Consider the following 16,594-nt stretch of genomic DNA (forward strand, 5'->3'; position numbering starts at 1 on the left):
AATGAATGGATGCGTAGACGAGTGCAAAAACTAAGTAAAAGATTACTTCACGATGTGGTGCTTAAAGGCATAGACGACGGCTTGCGTCCGATCGACGACATCGAGTTTCGATAAAATGTTTGATACATGCGTTTTGACCGTTTTTAGGGAGATGAACAGTTCGTCTGCAATCTCTTGATTGGCCATACCGCGCGCCATTAACTGTAAGACTTCTTGTTCACGCTCCGTTAAATCGTCGTGGAGTTGACTAGCAGGTTTGCGCAGGCGTTCCATCATCTTACCTGTCACTTGAGCTGCCATGACAGATTGTCCGCTCGCTGTCTTGCGAATTGCTTCCGCAATATCAAACGCGCTTGCCGTTTTTAGGACGTAACTCATCGCACCGGCTTCAATGACGGGATAAACTTTCTCATCATCTAAGAAACTTGTGACGACTAAAATTTTAGCTTCCGGCCACTCGGCGCGAATCAGACGTGTTCCTTCGACACCATCGACCGGCTCCATGACTAAGTCCATCAAAATCACATCAGGGCGATGTTCAAGAGCAAGTTTCGCTCCGATTTGTCCGTCAGCAGCTTCTGCGACCACTTCAATATCAGGTTGGGTCGATAAAAAGGCAGAGACTCCAGCGCGAACCATTTCATGGTCATCGACTAATAATACGCGTATCATACTTGCACCATCCGTTCTTTTCTAAGTTTGACTTCAATCTGCGTTCCTTGACCGGGCACACTGACGAGGCGAATCGTCCCACCGATTTCAGCCGTACGTTCGCGCATCGAGTTAATCCCGTACGAGGCGAGTTTTTTCTCGTCGACGATAAAGCCGACACCGTCGTCATTCATACTCAAGATGATCGTCTCATTGAATTGACGCAATTCGATATTCATGTGCGATGCTTTCGCGTGGCGTAAAGCATTCGTTAAGCCTTCTTGAACGATGCGGAATAATTCATTTTCAATCGGACGCGGTAATTCAATCGGTTCGAGTTTCCAGCTCAATTGCGTCGATTGTTTCCTTGATAGTTCTTCGAGCAGTTGGGTTAGTCCTTGTTGCAACGTCATCCCTTCGAGTTCAACGGGACGTAGTTGGAGCAATAAAGAACGCATTTCTGATTGCGCCGTCTGTGCCATCGTCTCGACTAAGTCAATTTGTTTCGCTGCCGTTTCCGGTTGTGTCAAAATCGTTTGTTTGGCAGCCGTCGTCATCATCGAAATGGCATAAAGTTGTTGGGAGACGGAGTCATGGAGATCACGTGCGAGCCGTTTCCGTTCTTCCGTGATGGCTTGGACACGAACTTGTTCGACGTGTTGCGGACGTGTACTGATTTTTTGAACCGTCTCGACCTGTTCATCGATTCGTTTCCCAATTCGTGAGAGGCGGGTCAGTGTGTGGAAGTAAGGTCCGTTGACAATCGTGACTTCTTTTCCTTGCTCGAGTTCGATGATGGCAGTTGTGACACGTTTGAAGTCACGACGTAAAAAGAAGTAGTGGATGCTGCCGATTGCGAGCGGAAGTAACAGGGATAATCCGACGACAAGCAATAAGACAGGTAAATCTTGTTGACGGACGAAAAGTACATGCCAATCGACTTGGCGTGTACTTAAAAACAAACCAGTCGTCACGACGGCTGTCAGAAATCCGGTCAATACTTGGAGCGCGATGACACCGAGCGGGAAGTGATCACGTTTCATATCGAGGTCACCTCCACGTTACCGATGCCAAGCATGACGTGAATGCGGACTTTTCGAGTCGCTTCTTCATATTGTGGTGCCCGAAACTGAATGCGACGGTTAAAAAATGTCGGGATCCGGCGGACATCTGTTTTGACGCTTCCAAAACCAATCGACGTATCAAGCGTATAGTCATATCCTGAAGGTAATAAAATACGCACATCTCCGACGACACCACTGATGACGATGAGTGTTTCACCTTCTGGGACATAGGCATGCGTTAAATCGATTTCTAAATCTTTGACGATGAACTGTTCACTCAAGTCTTTTAACACGTAAGGTGTTTCAGACTGCGTCGAAAACGAGTAAGCAGGTTGGATCGTAATGCCTTCTTCTTCATAAAGACGTGGTGAAATCTTCGAAAAGAAAAATTCGCGGACGGAGTGTCGGGTGACAAGGATAATTCCGAGATATAGCAAAATTCCGGCGATGACGAATCCGACAGCTGCCGAGCTCAAGACGACTCCAGCTAAGATAATCGTACCGACGATATAAAACAGGATGGCCAGTTTTTCATGACCGCGACGCCGAAAATGAATCCCGACATAATACAACAAGAATGGGAATAAGATTCCAAATAAGACGTTTCCGGCTCCAGTCATCAAATCATAAAATAATCCGAGCGCGAATAGGATCGACACGTAGCCGACTAATTGTTTTGTACTTAATCGTCGCACGATCAATCTCCTCCCTGACATGACAAAGGGAGGCAAGGGCCTCCTTCGTCAAAATACTTATTTTTGGAAGCGACGTTCGAGTTCCGCAATACGTGAATCGATGTCGTCTTCTGGTGTTTGTTCTGCGACATCCGGTTCTGCTGCCGTAAACGGATGTTCTTCTTGTTTAATAGTAGCATTTGGTTCGCGTTCTAGCACCTGGTTCATCTTTGATTTTAAATTAGAAACGTTTTCCCGCATCATCCACTCATAGCGTTTATTTTGCAAGTCTTCGAGTTTAAGTTTCAACTCGAGTGCTTCCCGTTCAAGTTGCGTCAATTCCCGTTTCGTTTCAACAATCAACTCTTCGAAGAAACGGAACTGTTCACCGTAATGTTTGGATTCGATAGCGGCGCGTTCTGCAAGTTCCTGCTCTTCAGCTTGTTTAGCAATTTCGACTTGGGCAAACCGCTTATCAGCTAGTTCTTTTGCTTCATCTTGTTTTTGTGTGAGTTCGCTCAGGAGTGACCGTTGACGTTCGAGTAGCCGGTCGATTTCTTTTAAATCAGATTCGGTAATCCGGATATGACGGACTAATTTTTTAGCCGGGACTTCACCTTGCTCGGCTGCCTTTTTGACTTCCGTCATCATTTGGTTAGCAAAATCATTGAGTTGGTCGAATACGTTCTTCATCGTGAATTCCTCCTTGAGTATAAGTAGCGATTAAAAGCGTTTTTGATCGATGTCTTTCCAATCTGCTTCAAAATGAGACGCGTTTGACCGACGACGGCGAGAAAATAAATCGTTTGGGTTCACACGTTCCATCTTCATCCGCATGTAACCGATGTAGAGGGCAAGTGCTGCCGCGATACCGAATACCGCCCAAATGTTTGAAAGGGCTAAGCCGATTCCGACTGCTGCGAGTAAACCAAAACCGATTTTTGCGATGACTTTTGTTGAACGGACAAACTTACTGATGGCGTAAAATGCAAGCAGTCCACCGAGCCCGAGTCCAATCATATGTGGGAGTGTCCCGATGACGACTGCGAGAAGAGCGATACCAGCAAGTATCATCAAAGCCTGTTTGCCTTTTGATTGCTTCATGATGAAGCCTCCTTTTACTTGATATCTTTATGATAAGGGATGGTGAGAAAAACGACGACGCCCCTCGGACCGTATTCGTCTCGGCCTTGAGGCGGAGTAGTAAGGTCTGACTTTATCGCCCAACGGTTTTGAAGTGGCTGCATATGATAAAATACGGAGGAAGTTACTGGAGAGGAGTGAGGTTTATGAATGTGCAAATCAACGTAAATCAAACACGTACTGGAGAACAGGGAGGGGTTTCCCTCCCTTAAATTAGAGGAGGAAACCATTTGAACGAATGGGGTAAACCACCTGCACATGAGGCAGGAGAACATGAAAATTTAGGACGGATCACTGCAGTCTTTCAAAAACAGTATCGTGTCATGACGGCTGCTGGCGAGACGCTTAGTGAATTATCTGGAAAGATGCGCTTTGAGGCATTGACGAAAGCAAATCTTCCCGCAGTAGGGGATTGGATCATCCAGACAGAGCGAGAAGCGGGATTAGGACGGATTGAGCAAGTTCTTCCGCGGACCTCACAATTCTCAAGAAAAGCAGCGGGTACGGAAGTCGAAGAACAAATCATTTGTGCGAATGTTGACGTAGCTTTGCTCGTCATGGCATTCGGTCACGATTTTAATGTCCGGCGACTGGAACGTTATTTAACGGTCGCCTGGGAAGCTGGCGTCAAGCCAATCATTGTTTTGACGAAACGAAGTCTGATGGAATCCGTCGAGTCAGAGTTGACTGAGATTGAAGGGATTGCCTTCGGGACACCTTATTTTGCGATTGATTCGTTGAACGGTGACGGGTTGAAAAGTCTTCGAGATGTTCTCGAACCATGTGAGACGATTGTCCTTGTCGGTTCATCCGGTGTCGGGAAATCGACACTCGTTAATGCGTTAGCAGAGGAACAGTTGATGGAAACAGGTGGCGTGCGAGAAGACGATCAACGCGGACGGCATACGACGACGCACCGTGAACTCAAACGATTAGCGAACGGTCTGTTGCTCGTCGACACACCGGGTATGCGTGAACTGGGACTATGGGACGGAAGTGACGGTCTGACTTCGACTTTTTCTGATGTCGAGTCGCTCGCTGAAAACTGTCGTTTCCGGGATTGCCAACATGGCAATGAACCCGGGTGTCGAGTCCGCCAAGCATTGGAAGATGGAAGTCTTCCGCACGAACGCTGGGAAAGTTATCTGAAGCTGCAACGGGAAATTGCCTATGCTGAACGGAAGCAAAGTGTAGCGCTACAAGCTGCCGAAAAAGAAAAGTGGAAGAAGATTCAGAAAAACGCGCAGGCACATACAAAATTAAAGTATCAAAAAAGATAAGTAAACGAAACGCCGATGTTCCCCTTCTTTACAGGGAATCATCAGCGTTTTTTTCGTTCGCGGTAATTAGATACGCATGTGGGAGGCGCATGGAAAAGTACCGTATTTCTTTTTAAGTTAGCATGCTTTTATCATCGTGCTAAAAATCAGTTCGTGATGTGACTTCCGTCAATTACACATCAAAGTCGATTTCACCGGTCAGTTCATTCAAACGCCGTAAGTCAGCCCGGATTCCATCCGAATCAGAAGCACGTTGTTCCCGTAAAGCCTTTGTTCCGACAGGATGGACTGTGAAGTCACCGGTCAAGGAAATCGTTCGGTTTGATAAACGATCGGTAAAATAACGGTCATGGGAAACAAACAGCAACTCACCGGGAAAAACTTCGAGTGCCGCTTCGATTTGTTCCCGTGTCGCAAGATCAAGGTAATTCGTCGGTTCGTCGAGGATGAGTAAATGCGCGCCGGAAAAATAAAGGCGTAAAAAGGCAATCCGGCATTTCTCGCCCATACTCGCTTCAGCGATTGGTTTATAGACGGTCTCCCGCCGAAATAAAAAGCACGCGAGTAGTGTCCGGGCATCTGTTTCCGAAATCTCGCTCGTCTCAAGCAAGGCATCAAGTAGTGTGCCGGTATTCGGTAAAGTGGATAGAACTTGAGAAAAGTAACCGACTTTTAAAGTCGGGTGCCGTTTGATGATACCGGCAGATGGCACCAATTCTCCAAGTAAAAGACGTAATAACGTCGTTTTCCCAGAACCGTTTCGACCAATCAACGCGATTCGATCGCCACGCTGGATGGAGAACGACACATCCTGAAAGAGCCGGCGATGCGGATAGTCGAATGAGAGAGCATCGACTGAAACGAGACGTTTCGCTAAAAAATGTTCTGCTTCGAATCTGACATGGAAGTGGGACGGCGTTTCCGGTTTTTTGACCCGGTGTTCCAGTAGGCGTTCGAGCTGGTTTTCTTTTGCTTTGACTTTTGTCGCATGTTTTGCAGCCTTTTTTTTCGCGTACGGATCTCGTTCACTTGCACTAGCCGTCGCTTTTTGATGCCAATTTTGATATTGACCAATCATCCGGGTGAGTTCTTTTCGTGTTCGTTCTTGCTTCTCATATTGATGCCACTGTGCAGTCCGTTCTTGTTCCTTTAACGTACGGTAAATCTCATAGTTTCCTTCGTAACGTGCCGCTCCTGCTTCAGTCAATTCAATGACGGCGTCAGCCGTCGCATCGATAAAGGCACGCTCATGTGAAACATAGAGCATCGTCGTCTTCGTTTGACGCGTCCACGCGACGAGCCACTCGAGTGTGTCTTCATCTAAATGGTTGGTCGGTTCATCAAGCAGGATGAAGTCCGGTTTCTTCAACAGTAGACATGCAAGTTGAATCCGGGTCTGTTCGCCGCCGCTCAGTGTGTTCAAAGGCTGAAACCAAAGAGATTGCTCGAGTTGAACTTCTTTCAGGACACGTCTCGCATCGGCTTCGAGCGTGAAGGCATCTGCGTCAACGGCAGCCTGGTAGTCGGCCACGGCTTCAGTGGTTAAGGCACGTTCACGTAAGTCGTAACGGGTTACATCCGCCTGTTCGACGATTTGAATTGCTACACTTGTCGAGGGTTCGATTTGTTGGGCTAAGAGCCCGATCCGGTCATACGTGCGATGGATTGTCCCGGTCGTCGGGATGATTTCTTTTAGGATGGCGCGCAAGAGCGTCGTTTTTCCAACGCCGTTCGGTCCGACCAAGGCGACGTGTTCGCCGTCGCGGATGGAGAACGTTACATCGTGGAAAAGACACTGCCCGGCAAAATCGATTTGTAAATCATGGATGGATAATACTTCAGTTGGCATAAGCTCAGCTCCCTTTGTTTCATTTCGGTTGAGATGAAATGAAAACACACCATCCTGAGCGTACGGATGGTGTGCGGGAGTGCAATTCAAAGAAGGTATCCACCTGAAATAGGGAAATATCGAAATTGAGCAGACTCGTAGCGTCAGTCATCCGCAAGCGATTGCGAAAGTGATGAGTTCATTCATCATTAGACGTTAGCGAGTGATTGCTTCATTTCGGTATTGTACCTCCGTTTCATAGACTATGTGTTCAGTCTATCAAGTCACATCAATCATGACAAGTACGAGTTGAGTAAATCTTGCGCGGCAAACGTTTCCTCCGCGGTAGGCGGTAAGACATCTTTTAGCGCATATTCGAGCCCGAGTGCCTCCCATTTATAGACACCTAATTGGTGATAGGGGAGGACTTCAACCCGTTCGACATTTCCGAGTGTTCGAATGAATTCACCTGTTTGCCGTAAAAACGTTTCCGTCATCGTCACGCCGGGGACAAGGACATGGCGAATCCAGACGGGAATGTTTCGTTCTGCGAGCAATTTTGCGAAGGCTAGTGTATTGATGTTACTTCGCCCGGTCAAAATTCGGCACGTCGCATCATCGATGTGCTTGATATCGAGTAAGACGAGATCTGTATAGTCTAGGATTTGATCCAGGTTTTTCGGGACGACCGAACCTGCTGTATCGATGACGGTATGCAAGCCGTTTCGTTTTGCTTCACGCAGCGAGGCTTCTAAAAACTCGGGTTGAGCCAACGGTTCGCCACCGGAGAAGGTCACCCCTCCACCCGTTGCGTCAAAGAAGGAACGATAGCTGTTCGCTTCTTTGATGATTTCTTCCGGTGTTACTTTTCGACCACAACCGAATTCCCAGGTGTCCGCATTGTGGCAATATTGGCAGCGTAGTGGGCAGCCTTGCGTAAAGACGATGAAACGAATACCGGGACCATCGACAGTCCCACAAGATTCGACAGAGTGAACCGTCCCGTAAGTCATAGTGATCAAGTCCTTTCAGAAAAGTTAAAGTGCACCGTGGAATGTACGGTTGATGACATCGATTTGTTGTTCGCGTGTCAACTTAATGAAGTTGACGGCATAACCCGATACACGAATCGTCAACTGTGGATAAAGTTCAGGATGCTCCATCGCATCGAGTAAAGTGGCGCGGTCGAACACGTTGACGTTTAAGTGATGACCACGGGTAGTCGTACCGCCCATATAGCCGTCAAGTAGACCGACTGTATTGTTGATACGTGTTGTTTCATCTTTTCCGAGTGCTTTCGGAACGATTGAGAACGTGTAGGAAATACCATCTAAGGCATGCTCATAAGGTAATTTGCCGACAGAAGTCAACGCAGCGACTGCACCACGTGTGTCACGTCCGTGCATTGGATTTGCTCCCGGTGCGAACGGTTCGCCAGCTCGACGACCATCGGGTGTATTCCCGGTTTTTTTACCGTACACGACGTTTGACGTGATCGTCAGAACAGATTGGGTTGGTAAAGCATCACGATACGTTGGATGTTTCCGGATTTTTTCCATAAAGAGTTCGACGAGATCGACGGCCATTTGATCGACACGATCATCGTTATTTCCGAATTTCGGGAAATCGCCTTCGATTTTAAAGTCGACTGTAATGCCATCCGTATCTCGGATTGGTGTGACTTTAGCATAACGAATCGCTGACAGACTATCGGCGACAACGGATAATCCGGCAATCCCACAAGCCATCGTCCGTAAAATTTCAGGATCGTGGAGTGCCATTTCAATGCGCTCATAACTATATTTATCATGCATGAAGTGAATGACATTCAGTGTATTGACATAGAGCTCAGCTAACCAATCCAATTGTTTATCATAGGCGGCCATGACGGTTTCATAATCGAGCACGTCATCTAAAATCAAGTCGGAAGGAGGGGCGACTTGAATTTTGAGTTTTTCGTCGACGCCACCGTTCAACGTGTAGAGTAAGGCTTTTGCTAAGTTCGCCCGGGCGCCGAAGAATTGCATTTGTTTACCGATTTTCATTGCTGAGACACAACAAGCAATCCCGTAATCATCACCATAAATCGGAAGCATCAAGTCATCATTTTCATATTGGATCGAACTAGACAGGATGGACATCTTCGCACAAAATTCTTTGAAACCACGTGGAAGTTTTGGTGACCATAAAACGGTTAAGTTCGGTTCAGGTGCCGGACCGAGGTTGACGAGTGTCTGCAAGAAGCGGAACGAACTTTTTGTGACGTTCGAGCGACCGTCTTCACTCATGCCGCCGATTGATTCTGTTACCCACGTCGGGTCACCGGAAAAGAGTTCGTTGTAATCGGGTGTCCGAAGAAACTTGACGATTCGAAGTTTCATCACAAAGTGGTCGACAAGTTCTTGCGCGCTCTCTTCTGTCAATCGACCCGTTTGCAAGTCACGTTCGATATAAATATCAAGGAAGGTCGAAACGCGACCGAGCGACATCGCTGCTCCGTTTTGTTCTTTGATTGCTGCGAGATAAGCAAGATAGACCCACTGGAATGCTTCTTGGGCCGTTTCAGCTGGTCGTGATAAGTCACATGTGTAACGTTTACCGAGTTCTGTCAGTTCATGAAGGGCGCGGAGTTGTTCGTTCATCTCCTCGCGATCACGAATCATCGCTTCTGATAAAAATCCACCGTGTGCTTTCAAATCCGCTTTTCTTGCAGCAATGAGGTGAGCTGTTCCATAAAGGGCGACGCGACGGTAATCACCGATGATCCGTCCGCGACCGTAAGCATCAGGAAGTCCAGTGATGATACCGGCTTTACGGGCAGCACGCATTTCGGGCGTATACGCATCGAAAACCCCTTGATTATGCGTTTTACGGTACTCGCTAAAAATCTGTGTAACAGTGTCATCTGATTTAAAACCATACGCTTCTAAGGCATCATTGACCATTCGGATACCACCGTTCGGATGAATCGAACGTTTGAATGGTTCATCGGTCTGTAGACCAACGATTTTTTCGAGTTCAGGATTGAGGTAACCTGGACCGTGCGAAAGAATTGAAGATGGAGTCGAGGCATCAACGGCATAGACACCACCACGGACCCGTTCTTCTTCTGTTAACTGCATGATTTGTTGCCATAACGTGTTGGTTGCATCGGTCGGACCGGCGAGGAACTGATCGTCTCCTGTGTATTCTGAGCGATTGCGCCGGATGAAATCAGCGACATCAATCTTTTCCATCCATTCTCCACCTTCGAATCGTTGCCATGCTTGTGTTTTTTCAAGTAACATCATCAACACTCCTTCATTAGTAAGGTCAGCGGTTCTTGATACATCTCTTATGTGAATAGTGTAACAAACAATTCGGGATAGAGGTTTTACGTATATGTGAATCTTTTAACAAATGTAAAAGTGTTGCTATGACTTACTTCACAGTAAATTGTATCAGTCAGTGTCCCTTGTTCCAAAAACAGAAAAAGACTGCTGTGAAAGGATTTTTCTGTAGCTGTATCATTAATTTGTAGTGGAATGGATAGAGACAGAAGCTAGTGTGATAAAAGTCACGCGGCGCTACCTTGTATTTTTAGGACGTATCGTTGACAATGAAAAAGGGAATATAGAACGTGGAGGTGGAGTGAATGGAGTTTTCGCCATTAAAAGAGCAAGCAGACTATCGAACAGGGGACTGGGTTTCCCTAAAAGTATCAACTGAAGGAACAGAACGGATCGGGATGATCACCGAGTTTGAAGACGACGGGTTTTGGCTCCGGTTTGAAGATGATTTTGATTTCGAGGACTTTATCGGTTACGACGAAAAGTACCTCGCACGATTAGTTCGACGCCCAATCGATGTCAGAGCAACTTATCCTGTACTTGCTGGTTTTGAAACACTTGCTGTTGAGCTGCAAGATCGAATGGCGCAAGGTTTCGAAGTGTTAAGTACAGATCAACAAAATGAGACAGAAATCGTTTTTCATATTCGGTTAATCGATTCTGGAAATGAATATACACAGACGTTACGCGGTATTAAAACTGAAACCGATGATCGTTTCGAATATGTAACAGAATGATAGACAAGAGAGTAGGAGAAGATACGTTATGAATTTTACTAAACCTTTTATTAATGAAGCGTGGGAACGAGCACGCTTTGAACAAATGATGCCCGTTCAAGAACAAGCCATTCCTCTAATCCGTGAGGGTAAAGATGTCTTAGTCGAAGCGCCGACAGGAACTGGGAAAACGCTCGCTTATGTCATTCCAGCCCTCGAGCGCATCGATCCGAATGAACCACACGTTCAAGTCGCGATTACGGCACCGACACGAGAATTGGTCATGCAAATTCATCAAGTCATCCAATTATTTGCCCAAGGAAGTGGGATTAAGTCAGGTGCTTTCATCGGTGGCGTTGAGTTAAAACGTCAATATGAGCGTCTCAAGAAAAAACCACAAATCATTGTCGGGACACCAGGACGCTTAGTTGAGTTGATTGATTCAAAAAAGTTGAAGATGCATAAAGTAAAATTGATTGTTTTAGATGAGGCTGATCAAATCTACGAAAGTGGAATGAGTGCATCAGCGACGCGCATCGCGAACAGTGCGCTTCGTGACCGCCAGTTAGCACTCGTATCAGCAACATTACCTGAACGGACAGCAGAATGGGGACGGACACTTTCGAATGATCCAGAAGTCATCCGAGTTGAACGGACGGAGACGACGCAAGTCAAGTTCGGTTACATCGAAACATCCCGTCGTCTGAAACCGGAAATGTTACGTCGCCTGTCTAATATGCAACAGGTCAAAGTGTTGACGTTTATAAACAACCGTTCTTTCCTCGGTCCGTTAAACGGTGAATTAAGCAAGTTTTCGCTGAAATACCGGATTTTAGATGCCGAAAAAGGGAAAAGAGAACGAATGGAGACGTTACGTTCATATAAACGGGGAGAGTTTCCGTTACTCGTCACGACAGGGCTTGCTGCACGCGGTCTGGACATTGATGCCGTCACGCATGTCGTGCATTATGATTTACCGGAATCCCTTGATGATTTTGTCCACCGCTCAGGTCGAACAGGGCGTGGGAACGCGTCCGGTATGGTCCTTGCGCTCGTCACGGATCATGATTTAAAACACCTGAAAACATTAGCGAAACAAATGGGTGTGGAAATTGAACCAATGGAGATTTATGGCGGGGAATTGATTCCAAAACGTGAAGTCACGGAACCCGAAGCACTTAAAAGTCCGGCGAAACCACACCGGAAAGGACCAACACGATGAAAAGTGAGCGAAAGATTATCCCGTTTCCGACGACTGTATCCGAAGCAGAGATGAACACAGCGCTCAAAACTTTATATCAAGAAGCAGCCACTGCTCGAAGCACCGATTGGGTCGCATTTATCGAAGAAATCGCGACGGAAGGACGTTGGTATTTAAAAGATGCTGAGTTATTCCGAGACTTGTTCGTCGATTGGGCCATTTTTTATGAGACCGATGAACAAGGGAAAACACCGCATGGTCGTTTTTTAGAACAAGTCAAAGAAGACATGTCTCAAAGTCTGTATCGTGCCTTAAGAGGACTGGCCGATCCTGTTCCGTCGCTTTTCCTTGTAAAAGAAGACGGCGTCTTCGACATCATGTCGGAACAAACGTATCAGACCGATTTGACAGAGATTGACGTTGCGGTTGGCGATCTGTTAGTCGGCAAACTTCTCTACATTTCAGGCAAATGGCGATTCGCAATCGCCTATATGAAGGTTGCACGAGCACTTGTACCTGAAGTGCGTGTTCTTTTAGCTGATTTTGTCGATGAAGTCGGTGACGACGCACTATTGCGTCAGTATCCTGAATTTTGTGCGGAGTTGATTGACTTATTACTCGATATCGAAGAGGGAAACATTACACCACGACCTGAAGCATAGCAGCAAAAAACAAACGTCCATTCAATCCTAAGCTAGGGTGAATGGGCGTTTGTTCGTTTAAAAATCTTGATGGTACAGCGCAATATCGTTTTTTTCGCGGTTTTTGATGCGATACATGGCGAGATCAGCATGTTTCAGCCAACTTTCTAAATCATCGTTTTCGAAAAATGGAGCGACTCCGATGCTGGCCGAGACATGTAACGTTTGCCCTTTATAAACATAAGGGCGACGCAATAATTGTAAGAAATGTTTACAGCGACGTCGGAGTGAAAGTTCATCTTTCGCTGAAGTTAGCAAGGTGAACTCATCACCACCCAGCCGGTAAACTGACTCTTCGCGTTCGAGGTCTAGACTTATTCTACGAGCAACTTCGATTAAGACATAATCACCAGCTTCGTGCCCATACGTATCGTTGACTAATTTAAAACCGTCTAAATCAAGTAACGCCAGATAGTTTACGGACTGGTCAATCGATAAGAATGTCCGTTCGAGCGAACGACGGTTACCGATACCAGTTAAAACATCATGAAACGCGTGGTATTCAATCCGTTGCTGCCGCTCCTTTTGTTCTGTTACGTCGTGTAAGACTAAGAAATGACCGGTCGATTTTGAAGCGATGTGGATGGGGATTTTTGTTAATTCATATTGGCGGTCGGATTCATCGAGATAACGCTTGGAATCAAGCTGTAAGGAAGACTGAAGATGTAAGACTGAGTGAGTGGGTACTTCGATTGACAAGGCAGAAAGCTTAAACGTTGCTTGAGCCGCAAGATTGGCATACGTCGCTGTTTCGTTTTGATCAAAGCGGATGATTGGATCAGGATGACTTGAAAACAGTGGCAGGACTTGTTGCTCACTTTCTTTGATTTGCCGGATCCGGTGTTCGATGCGTTCGGCTAACTGTTCGTTTCGCTCGTTTAATTTCTGCACAAGCAACGTATGTTGCCGAGCGATGATGATTTGTCGAATGATTAGTAACAATAAGATGATGAACACATCAATTTTTTTACCTTCGAGTTCGATGACATAATGTAAAAATAGTGGAATTGCGAGTAAAGGCAGCCAAGTTCTCTGAACGACAGGAGACGCTTGTTTACCTTCAGTGATGTGATCAAGGTGCCATAAGATTGCCGCACTTTGAGCAAGGCGAATCAATACAGGAGAAAAGACTAAATATTGTTCCGTGAAATCCGGAAAGTATACAGCAGATACTTCATACATACCACGAATGAACAGTGATAAAAATAGTAGAGATAACGTCGTTCGGGAAACCCAGTGTGTTTCTTGAACAAAAAAGAAGTAGAAGAGAACAAACAATCCGAGTGAAGTGTTGAGGACGACGATCATATCGTACGGGAACGTACTAGCTGTCGGGTCGGCCAGTTCGCTTAATGTATGAAAAGCAGCAAGTCCTAAAAAAAAGACGATGATTAGAGCATCCACGAATGCAAGCAGATGTTGTGAAAAACTCTTTTGCGAAGCAATCCGGTAAAAAAGTCCGATTAAAAATATATAGTGCGAAATGGAGAAACAAATTAAGCTATAACTGTTCGGAAAAGACAGCGTATTACTGAACAAGTTAATGGTTTCAAAAATCGAAGCAGCTAGCGAGAAGATAAGTGAGATGAAGGCGATGATCCAAAATTTTCGCCTAGGCACGACGAGTGACCGTTCTTTTTTATAGGCGATGAGGATGAAAAGTCCGATTAAAAGAAACGACAAGTACTCTAGAATTTGTTCGACAAGGTGGTTCATGAATGAGCCTTGCGTGTATGAATAGAGAATTAAAATCAAAGAGATGATTAGTAGAGAAGGGAACCATCTGATGAAGTAGGGGGATCGTTGCATATGCGTTTCCTCCTAGTTGCGTTTTAGTTGAGCGGCGAACTGAAAATTATTTTTGTTCGTATTTTTAATGTGATACATGGCTTCGTCTGCGCGGATCAAAAGGACATTCGAACTTTTTCCATCACTCGGATAAAGCGAAATACCGATGGACGGTGTGACAGACATCGTTTGATCTTTAATATAAAACGGCTCATTGAGTGATGCGAGCAACTTACTCGCAAATGCAGTCGTCTCATCTTCGTCTCGAACGGTGAATAAAATGAATTCGTCTCCTCCTAAACGGGCGACAAGCTCCTCTCCTTGAATTAGTTGTTGTAGCCGGCCTGCGGTTTCTTGAAGTAATAAATCTCCAGCATCATGCCCGTACGTATCATTGATAGCTTTAAAACCATCTAAATCAACAAACAATAACGATCCATGTCGTATGGTAGGGAGGAGAGTTTGCAATTGTTCTTCAAAAAAGCGCCGATTCGGTAAACGGGTCAAAGCGTCATGATTTCCTAATTTCTCCAACCATTGTTCTTGGCGAACATCTTCTGTGACGTCGGATAAAATGATAAAGACACGTTCTTGATCGGCTATACAAATCGACGTCATCGTGTAGATGAGGTCCTCTTCGTCATGGGGGATATAAAACGTTTTTGATAAGGAAGGGACCCCTTTATTGGCATGTAGCGCCTCCATTACTTGTTTGAAAAGACGGACCTGTTCGTCTTTCAATGACTTCTCCATCCATCCTTCTCGAATGGCTGCAGGATTTCCGGATAGAATGTGACTCGCTTGATTTACTTCAAGTACCATTTGCGGATAGGAGAGAAACAGTGCCTTGAATTCTTGTTCGCGTAACCGAAGTAACTCCGTTTTCTGTGAAACGATGGTTTCCAAATTTTCTTGTAGCGAAGTCGTTTCTCGTAAAAGGCGTACATTTTCGCGATAAGAAAAAAGTTGCCGCGTTAAGAACAGTAAAAAAGTGGTCGCGATTGTGATGAAGTAGAAGCGTGTCGTGACAGGTGAAAACGTGACATAGGTAATTAACAGTAATAGTAAGATGTATGAAAAAGAAGGACGAAGAATTTGTTCAATCCGAAGTAACAATAATTGTTGTTTAGCGATAATCGGTAAATGACGAGTTACTAGGAAACTAATGAAAAAGTAGCTACTCAACGGATAGAGCGGTAATAAAAGCATCGCGTAAAAAGTAAAATCGTTCAATAAAAAGCTGTAAAATAAAAAGTTGATCATACCTAACAAAAACGTTCCACCCATCAAAAAACTAAAAGCGAACAACGAGACCGGTCTCTTTAAACCGGAAGCATAGAGTAAGAAAAAGAAAAGAGTCAGGAGAATGGTCAAGAATGAATAGATATCCCAGCTGAGCTGCTCCGCAAATGTTCTTGTGTATTCGGGGATATATTTAAAAATCGTCAAGTATCCAGCAATCATCGCGACAGTAAAAAGTGTCAATGAATCAAGAATTAAAAGCTTTTGTGAACGGAAATGTTCAATATCCAAAAGACGGAATAAAAAAATGGTAATCGTCAAGAGATGGATTGTATAGGGAAAGTCGAGTAGGACGTTCAAATTGACAGACGTGAGCGAAAAGTAACCACTGACAACTCCACCTAAGTCTCCGATGAAATAAGCACTTACAGCAATGAGGATCCATTTAAGTTCTGGTGAAGGTGTTTTTCTATAAAATAAAATGGCGGCACTCGTAATCAATAAAGACCCGACAAAGCTTGAAAAGACGGCTGTGGGTAAGACGAATGAGTTTGGAATTAAAAGAAGGATGGTATACGAGATAATCAAATAAATGACGATTCCTCCTGTCATTCGTTTGAACGCTTTTGACATGAGAAAACCTCCTGTCTAATGAAAGTAACAGTTTAACTATATAATTCATTACCCTCAATTTGGAAAAAACGTACTTGGAACAGAAGAAAAAAGACCGCATTTTTCCGGAAAGGAAAATATACGGTCAAACAGACATTGAACTACCTCCACCTACGCTTCGCTAAGAGGTGGAGGATTCCTGAGTTATTCGACCTAACGGTCGAAAATTGATCAGGCTAACCCCGTCGTCCCGACGGTTGAACGTTAATCTTGCCCGTTTCTTTTGAGCGGATGCCTACTCTGCTTAGTTTTCGCTACTTCGGTCATCCGCAAGGTGGACGTTGAAGATTTTACGTGACAGACGA

The 16,594-nt window shown here is 45.3% G+C and carries 14 protein-coding genes; 4 read left to right on the forward strand and 10 right to left on the reverse strand.

Annotated features, from left to right (window positions below; all coding sequences use genetic code 11):
* Positions 1-42 precede the first annotated feature (42 nt).
* From KNP88_RS11380 to KNP88_RS11400, 5 genes are read right to left on the reverse strand one after another with little or no spacing between them, the layout of a single operon-like run.
* Entirely contained in the window at positions 43-672 is a 630-nt protein-coding gene (locus KNP88_RS11380; protein ID WP_029332722.1) for a response regulator, read from the reverse strand.
* Positions 669-1,694, reverse strand: a complete 1,026-nt coding sequence (locus tag KNP88_RS11385) for a sensor histidine kinase (RefSeq protein WP_034801180.1) — start codon at positions 1,692-1,694, stop codon at positions 669-671. The genes KNP88_RS11380 and KNP88_RS11385 overlap by 4 nt, the downstream gene beginning before the upstream one ends.
* Positions 1,691-2,410 (reverse strand): cell wall-active antibiotics response protein LiaF, encoded by a 720-nt coding sequence (liaF, locus tag KNP88_RS11390; RefSeq protein WP_029332724.1) that lies wholly within the window; start codon positions 2,408-2,410, stop codon positions 1,691-1,693. Before liaF ends, KNP88_RS11385 begins: the two co-directional genes overlap by 4 nt.
* A 57-nt stretch (positions 2,411-2,467) precedes the next feature.
* Positions 2,468-3,082, reverse strand: a complete 615-nt coding sequence (locus KNP88_RS11395; protein ID WP_088836391.1) for a hypothetical protein — start codon at positions 3,080-3,082, stop codon at positions 2,468-2,470.
* A 30-nt stretch (positions 3,083-3,112) separates the two neighbouring features.
* Positions 3,113-3,493 carry a lmo0954 family membrane protein gene (locus tag KNP88_RS11400; RefSeq protein WP_214893826.1) on the reverse strand — a complete coding sequence of 127 codons (381 nt, stop codon included), beginning with the start codon at positions 3,491-3,493 and terminating at the stop codon, positions 3,113-3,115.
* A 269-nt stretch (positions 3,494-3,762) separates the two neighbouring features.
* Here KNP88_RS11400 and rsgA point away from each other — a divergent pair, with 269 nt between their 5' ends.
* Entirely contained in the window at positions 3,763-4,812 is a 1,050-nt protein-coding gene (gene rsgA, locus KNP88_RS11405; protein ID WP_214893828.1) for a ribosome small subunit-dependent GTPase A, read from the forward strand.
* Positions 4,813-4,984: 172 nt separating this feature from the next.
* Here the strand turns inward: rsgA and abc-f are convergent, their stop codons facing one another.
* From abc-f to pflB, 3 genes are all read right to left on the reverse strand, one after another.
* A complete protein-coding gene (gene abc-f, locus KNP88_RS11410; RefSeq protein ID WP_214893830.1) occupies positions 4,985-6,661 on the reverse strand; it encodes a ribosomal protection-like ABC-F family protein in 1,677 nt (558 codons plus the stop codon).
* A 272-nt stretch (positions 6,662-6,933) separates the two neighbouring features.
* Complete coding sequence (gene pflA, locus KNP88_RS11415; RefSeq protein WP_088836394.1) at positions 6,934-7,653, reverse strand: pyruvate formate-lyase-activating protein; 720 nt, start codon at positions 7,651-7,653, stop codon at positions 6,934-6,936.
* Positions 7,654-7,677: 24 nt separating this feature from the next.
* Complete coding sequence (gene pflB / locus KNP88_RS11420; RefSeq protein ID WP_285801730.1) at positions 7,678-9,927, reverse strand: formate C-acetyltransferase; 2,250 nt, start codon at positions 9,925-9,927, stop codon at positions 7,678-7,680.
* 347 nt (positions 9,928-10,274) lie between these two features.
* On the opposite strand from pflB, the gene KNP88_RS11425 reads away from it, so the two are divergent.
* The 3 genes from KNP88_RS11425 to KNP88_RS11435 are packed head-to-tail and all read left to right on the forward strand — an operon-like array spanning position 10,275 to position 12,548.
* Positions 10,275-10,706, forward strand: coding sequence for a hypothetical protein (locus tag KNP88_RS11425; protein WP_214893834.1), 432 nt, complete (start codon positions 10,275-10,277; stop codon positions 10,704-10,706).
* A 28-nt stretch (positions 10,707-10,734) separates the two neighbouring features.
* Positions 10,735-11,907 carry a DEAD/DEAH box helicase gene (locus KNP88_RS11430; protein ID WP_214893836.1) on the forward strand — a complete coding sequence of 391 codons (1,173 nt, stop codon included), beginning with the start codon at positions 10,735-10,737 and terminating at the stop codon, positions 11,905-11,907.
* A complete protein-coding gene (locus tag KNP88_RS11435) occupies positions 11,904-12,548 on the forward strand; it encodes a hypothetical protein (protein WP_088836398.1) in 645 nt (214 codons plus the stop codon). The genes KNP88_RS11430 and KNP88_RS11435 overlap by 4 nt, the downstream gene beginning before the upstream one ends.
* Before the next feature lie 57 nt (positions 12,549-12,605).
* Here KNP88_RS11435 and KNP88_RS11440 read toward each other — a convergent pair whose 3' ends face one another.
* Together KNP88_RS11440 and KNP88_RS11445 are read right to left on the reverse strand one after the other, a co-directional pair.
* A complete protein-coding gene (locus KNP88_RS11440; RefSeq protein WP_214893838.1) occupies positions 12,606-14,396 on the reverse strand; it encodes a diguanylate cyclase domain-containing protein in 1,791 nt (596 codons plus the stop codon).
* Between the two features lie 12 nt (positions 14,397-14,408).
* On the reverse strand, positions 14,409-16,250 hold the full coding sequence (locus KNP88_RS11445; RefSeq protein WP_214893839.1) for a GGDEF domain-containing protein: 1,842 nt from the start codon (positions 16,248-16,250) through the stop codon (positions 14,409-14,411).
* Positions 16,251-16,594 lie beyond the last annotated feature (344 nt).

It is taken from the genome of Exiguobacterium sp. H66 (assembly GCF_018618705.1).
GTDB classification, from domain to species: Bacteria; Bacillota; Bacilli; order Exiguobacteriales; family Exiguobacteriaceae; genus Exiguobacterium_A; species Exiguobacterium_A oxidotolerans.